This is a genomic window from Brevundimonas sp., from assembly GCF_030656255.1.
Taxonomy (GTDB): Bacteria; Pseudomonadota; Alphaproteobacteria; order Caulobacterales; family Caulobacteraceae; genus Brevundimonas.
Genome location: NZ_JAUSOE010000092.1, coordinates 1 through 5,819, shown reverse-complemented (window position 1 = coordinate 5,819; position 5,819 = coordinate 1). Strand labels below are relative to the sequence as shown.

General features: G+C 70.9%; 6 protein-coding genes. 1 reads left to right on the top strand and 5 read right to left on the bottom strand.

Features of this window, described 5'->3' with window-relative positions; all coding sequences use genetic code 11:
- Window positions 1–4: 4 nt before the first annotated feature.
- The 5 genes from hisH to Q7J26_RS09535 form a co-directional block, all read right to left on the bottom strand.
- On the bottom strand, window positions 5–619 hold the full coding sequence (hisH, locus tag Q7J26_RS09555) for an imidazole glycerol phosphate synthase subunit HisH (protein WP_304936225.1): 615 nt from the start codon (window positions 617–619) through the stop codon (window positions 5–7).
- 148 nt (window positions 620–767) lie between these two features.
- Window positions 768–2,192 (bottom strand): imidazoleglycerol-phosphate dehydratase HisB, encoded by a 1,425-nt coding sequence (gene hisB / locus Q7J26_RS09550; protein ID WP_304936224.1) that lies wholly within the window; start codon window positions 2,190–2,192, stop codon window positions 768–770.
- On the bottom strand, window positions 2,189–3,496 hold the full coding sequence (hisD, locus tag Q7J26_RS09545; protein WP_304936223.1) for a histidinol dehydrogenase: 1,308 nt from the start codon (window positions 3,494–3,496) through the stop codon (window positions 2,189–2,191). The genes hisB and hisD overlap by 4 nt, the downstream gene beginning before the upstream one ends.
- On the bottom strand, window positions 3,496–4,377 hold the full coding sequence (gene hisG / locus Q7J26_RS09540; protein ID WP_304936222.1) for an ATP phosphoribosyltransferase: 882 nt from the start codon (window positions 4,375–4,377) through the stop codon (window positions 3,496–3,498). Before hisG ends, hisD begins: the two co-directional genes overlap by 1 nt.
- 10 nt (window positions 4,378–4,387) lie before the next feature.
- Window positions 4,388–4,678, bottom strand: coding sequence for a YerC/YecD family TrpR-related protein (locus Q7J26_RS09535; protein WP_304936221.1), 291 nt, complete (start codon window positions 4,676–4,678; stop codon window positions 4,388–4,390).
- 151 nt (window positions 4,679–4,829) lie between these two features.
- Here Q7J26_RS09535 and Q7J26_RS09530 point away from each other — a divergent pair.
- On the top strand, window positions 4,830–5,819 hold a 990-nt coding region (locus Q7J26_RS09530; RefSeq protein ID WP_304936220.1), incomplete at its 3' end, for an NAD(P)/FAD-dependent oxidoreductase.

Genomic DNA, 5,819 nt, shown 5'->3' with positions numbered 1-5,819 from the left:
TAGATCAGCATGATGGATTCTCAGGCAGGCCCAGGAAATTCCTGAGGATGATCGCTCCGGCCTCGGCCGAGCGTTCGGGGTGGAACTGGCAGCCCCAGCGGTTGGCGGCGCGGACCATGGCGGGGACCGGGCCGCCATAGTCGGCGCGGGCCAGGGTGGCGGGGCCGTCGGGACAGACATAGCTATGGACGAAATAGGCGTAGGCGCCGTCGGCGACTCCCTCCAGCAGCGGGTCGTCGTGGTCGCGCGTCAGCCGGCTCCAGCCCATGTGCGGTACGGGCAGGGGGCCCGTCGGCTCCAGTCGGGACACGGCGCCCGGGATGAAGCCCAGCAGATCGACGCCCCCGCCCTCCTGGCTGGTTTCGAACAGCAGTTGCTGGCCCAGGCAGACGCCCAGCAGGGGGCGGGGGAAGGCGCGGATCGGTTCGATAAGCCCCAGGTCGGACAGGCGGCTCATGGCGTAGCCGGCCGCGCCGACGCCGGGCAGGATGACCCGTTCGGCCTCGGCGATCACGGCGGGGTCGTCGGTCAGGCGCACGGTGGCGCCCAGACGCTCGAGCGCGAACTGGACCGAGGCGACGTTGCCGGCGCCATAGGCGATGACGGCGACTTCGGTCATGCGATCCTCCCCCCTTGGGGGAGGGGGACCGCGCGTAGCGTGGTGGAGGGGGCTAGGGCGTACGAGGTGTGGAGCGTCAGGCGCCGGCGCGCGGGCAGGCCCCCTCCACCGCTTCGCGGTCCCCCTCCCCCAACGGGGGAGGATTTCATCACAGCACCCCCTTTGTGGACGGTACGGCGTCGCCCTCGACCCGGATGGCCTGGCGCAGGGCGCGGCCGAAGGCCTTGTAGACGGCCTCGGTCTTGTGGTGGTCGTCCTGGCCCGTGACCTTGATGTGGACGGCGGCGCCCATGGCCTCGGCCAGCGAGCGGAAGACGTGGGCCGTCAGGTCGGTGCGGTAGTCGCCGATGAAGGGGGTGTCGAACGTGCCCTCGAACAGCGGATAGGGACGACCGGACAGGTCGATGGAGACGGTGGCGTTGGCCTCGTCCATCGGCAGGACGAAGCCGTAGCGGGCGATGCCCTTTCGCTCGCCCAGCGCCTGTTTCAGCGCCTGGCCCAGGGCGATGGCGCTGTCCTCGATCGTGTGGTGGGGGTCGGTGTGCAGGTCGCCCTCGCACTGGAGGCGCAGGGAGAAGCCGCCGTGGGCCGCGATCTGCTCCAGCATATGGTCGAAGAAGCCGACGCCGGTCTCGATCTTGATGGGGCCGGGGGCGTCCAGATCGACGGCGCAGACGATGCGGGTCTCTTTCGTATCGCGCACGGCCTGGCCGACGCGGGCCGGGCGGCGCTTGGCGGGCGTCAGGCCGAAGGAGGCCAGCAGCCGGTCGTTGACCTCGGGCTTGATCGAGACCGGCAGGCGCAGGCGGTCGCCGGACAGGTCGGCCGCGACGCCATAGGCGGCCAACGCGGCCAGGGCGGCGGCGGGGTCTTCGGGGCGAGCCATGACGATGGGGCCGACGCCGGGCTCGACCGGCATCTGGCGGCCCAGTTCGCGGGCGATCCGCTCGCGCTCGCGCCGGACCGAGGCGATCCGCTCGGCGGTCTCGATCATCCGTGACGGGTCCAGCGCCTGTTGCGCCAGCCGAACCAGGGGTTCGGGCAGGGCGTAGGGCTCCAGCACCGAGGCGAGGCGGGCCAGGGTCTGGGCTTGCGCGATGGCGGCGCCGACGCGGGCGCCGGCTAAACCATAGGCCAGGGACAGGCTGCGCAGCACGACCAGGTTCGGCTGATCGGCGACGACGGTGGCGGCGGAGACGCTGTCGGAGAACTCGATCAGGCCTTCGTCCACCACCAGCAGGGCCGGGGCGACGCGGGCGGCCATTTCGGCGACGGCCTCGGGCGAGCCGAGGGCGCGGATGACGACGACCGCAGGTGCGCCCTTGGCCGGGTAGATGGCGGCGAGACTGTCATAGGGCTCGGCCTTGGGCGCCTCGACCGAACCGCCGTCGCGGGCGGCGATGCGATAGGCAAGCTCCAGCCCGTGGGTCAGGCCGCGCACCGGCAGGACCTGGTCGGCAGGCACGGCGTAGATCGCGGCCATGCGGGCGGCGAGGGCCGAGGCGTCGCCGGGATAGCGGTCCAGGCCCTCGCCGCCGGAGACCAGCGGGGGATAGGGGGCGGGCAGGGTCATCCTTCGGCCCTCAGGTCGGCGGCGCGGGCGTGGGCTTCCAGCCCCTCCATTCGGGCCAGGCGGGCGGCGATGGGGGCAAGCGCGCGGGCGCCGGCTTCGCTGACCAGTTGGACCGACATGGTGGTCATGAAGCTGGCGGTGGTGACGCCGCCCAGTGTGCGGGCGCCGCCGTCGGTCGGCAGGACGTGGCTGGGGCCGGCGGCGTAGTCGCCCAGGGTCTCGGCGGCGAACCGGCCGACGAAGACGGCGCCGGCGGCCTTGATGGAGTCCACCAGGGGCTCGGGGTCGTCGATCTGGATCGCCAGGTGTTCGGGGCCATAGAGGTTGGCGACCTCTGCGGCGGCGTCGAGGTCACGGACCAGGATGGCGCGGGCCTCGTTCAGCGAAGCGCGGGCGATGGCTTCGCGTGGCAGGGTCGCGACCTGGGTCTCAACCTCCGACAGGATGTAGTCGATGGTGGCGCGGCTGGTGGAGACCAGGATGACCTGGGCGTCGGCGTCGTGTTCGGCCTGGCTGAGCAGGTCGGCGGCGGCGATCTCGGGCGCGGCGTCGCGGTCGACGATGACCATCAGTTCGGACGGACCGGCCGGCATGTCGACGGCGGGGCCTCCGGGGAGGGCAGATGCCTGTTTCTTGGCTTCGGCGACATAGGCGTTGCCGGGTCCGAACAGCTTGTCACAGGCGGGGATGACCCCGTCCTCCAGCTCGACGCCGAAGGTCAGAGCGGCGATGGCCTGGGCCCCGCCCATCAGCCAGAGGGCGTCCAGGCCGGCCTCGGCGGCGGCCAGGATCATGGCGGGGTGGACGCCGCCGTCTTTATTCGGCGGTGTGACGGCGACGCGCTGGCCCACGCCGGCGACGCCGGCCGGGATGGCCAGCATCAACAGCGACGAGAACAGGGGGGCGGTGCCGCCGGGGATGTAGAGGCCGGCCGAGGCGATGGGACGCCAGGCCAGTTTGGAGCGCACGCCGGGCGTGGTCTCGATGAAGGGGGTGTCCTCCGGCTTGGTCGCCTGGTGGAAGACACGCACATTCTCGGCCGCCATGCGCAGGGCGCGGGCGTCGGCGGGGGGCAGGGCGTTGCGCGCTTCGGCCACCGTCTCGGGCGTGATGGCGATGCGGCGGGGCGGGGCCTTGTCCAGCTTCAGGCACCAGTCGGTGACCGCCGCGCCGCCGCGCTCGCGCACGTCGTCCAGGATGGCGCGGACCACCTCGGTCACGTCGCCGGCGGTGCGCTGGGCCGGGCGGGCCAGGGCCGCCTTTTTCCCGGCGGCGTCGAGGGAAGACCAGTCGATCAGCTTCATCACATCATCTTCTCGATGGGCAGGACCAGGATGGCCGAGGCGCCGGCGGCCTTCAGCTTCTCCAGCGTCTCCCAGAAGACGGCCTCCTGGCAGACGGCGTGGACGGCGACGGCGTCGTCGCGGCCCATCAACGGCATGACGGTGGGCGAGCCGGCGCCGGGCAGGATGGCGGTGATCTGATCAAGCGCCGAACGCGGGGCGTTCAGCATGACGTATTTCGCGCCCTGCGAGGACACGACGCCCGACATCCGCTCGATGACGCTGTCCAGCAGGTGTTGCAGGGCGGGTTCGGGGGCGACGGGGGACTGGATCAGAACGGCCTGGCTTTCCAGCACCGTGTCCTTGGCGCCCAGGCCGTTGGCCTCCAGCGTTGCGCCGGTCGAGACCAGGTCGCAGATGGCGGCGGCCAGTTTCAGTCGGGGCGCGACCTCGACGGCGCCGCGCATGACGACGATGTCGGCCTTGACCCCACGCTCGTCCAGGAAGCGACGCAGGATCTTGGGATAGGAGGTGGCGATGCGCAGTCCGTCCAGCGAGGCCGGGCCGTCATAGGCCAGGGTCGGGGGGGTGGCGATCTTCAGGGTGCAGCGGCCGAAGCCCAAGGGCATGACGATAGAGGCGTTGGCGCCGCCGTTGCGGCCTTCCTCCAGCACATTCTCGCCGACGATCCCCAGGTCGCAGACGCCGTCGGCCACGAAGGTGGGGATGTCGTCGTCGCGGACGCGCAGCAGGTCGATCGGATAGTTCTCGACCCGGTACAGCAGGTCGTTGTGGCCCTTGACCCATTTCAGACCCGCGTCGCGGATCAGGTCGAGGCTGCGGTCGGCCAGACGGCCGGATTTCTGGACGGCGATGCGAAGCCGGCCTTGGACGGTGCTCATGTTCGGATACTCAGTTCGTGTTCTTCAGGCGGTCCAGGGCGATGCGGTAGCCCTGGTGCGGCATGTCTTTGAGATAACGGGCGACGCGGACGACGGTGGTGGGGCTGGCGTGAGCCTCGGCCGCGATCTCGCGATAGGATTTGCCGCCGGCGTCGAGCAGGCGCGCCACCTGCCAGCGCTCGGTGAAGGCGCGCAGTTCCGCCGGGGTGCAGAGGTCGGCGAGGAAGGCGTCGATCTCCTCGCGCGTCTGCATCGACAGCAGGGCGTCATGGAGGGCGTCGCGGGCGGGCGGGGTCGTCATGCGCGTTCCACTATGCTGTAACAGTGGAACGGTCAAGGGGTTGCGTGAGTCGTGAAGGGTGACTCGTGATTGGATTGGCTGCGGTCAGTCACGACTGACGATTCACCACTCGCGACTTACGTACGAGCGTTCGTCCCTCTAAATGCCTCCCATGACCAAAATCCTCATCATCGGCGCCGGACATGCCGGCGGCTCCGTCGCGGCGTTTCTGCGGCAGTACGGCCATGAGGGGCCGATCGTGCTGGTGGGCGAGGAGGATGCGCCGCCGTACCAGCGGCCGCCTCTGTCCAAGGCCTGGCTGAAGGGCGAGGCGGATCTGGAGGGGCTGCTGCTGCGGCCGCTGAGCTTCTATGAAGAACAGGGGATCGAATTCCGGCCCTCGACCGTGGCGGTCTCGGTGGACCCGGAGGCGAAGACGGTCGCCTTCCATGACGGATCGAGCGAGGCCTATGACGTGCTGGTCCTGGCGACGGGATCGACGGCGCGGAAACTGCCGGTGCCGGGCGGGGATCATCCGGAGCTGCTGGAACTGCGGACGCTGAAGGACGCCGAACGGCTGAAGGCCGTGCTGGGGCCGGGCAAGCGGCTGGCGGTGGTCGGCGGCGGTTATGTGGGTTTGGAGGCGGCGGCCTCGGCCCGGGCCCTGGGCGCCGGGGCGGTGGTGATCGAGCGGGCGCCGCGCGTGCTGGCGCGGGTGGCGTCGGAGACCCTGTCGGCCTTCTTCACCGCCCAGCATCGGGCGCACGGGGTCGAGATCATGACCGGGGCCGAGGTGGTCGCCGTGGCCCAGAACGGCGTGACCCTGGCGGATGGATCGGTGGTGCGGGCGGATGCGGTTCTGGTCGGGGTCGGGGCGCTGGCGTGCGAAAGCCTGGCGCGGTCGGCGGGCCTGAGATGCGACGACGGGGTGGTGGTGGACGAGCAGGCGCGGACCAGCGACCCGGCCATCTTCGCCGTCGGCGACATGACGCGGCGGCCGATTCCGGTTCACGGCGGCGTTTCGCACCGGCTGGAGAGCGTGCCCAATGCGCTGGAACAGGCGAAGCAGGCGGCGGCGGCCATCGTCGGGCGGCCGGGACCGGCGCCGGAGGTTCCGTGGTTCTGGTCCGATCAGTACGACTTCAAGCTTCAGATCGCCGGA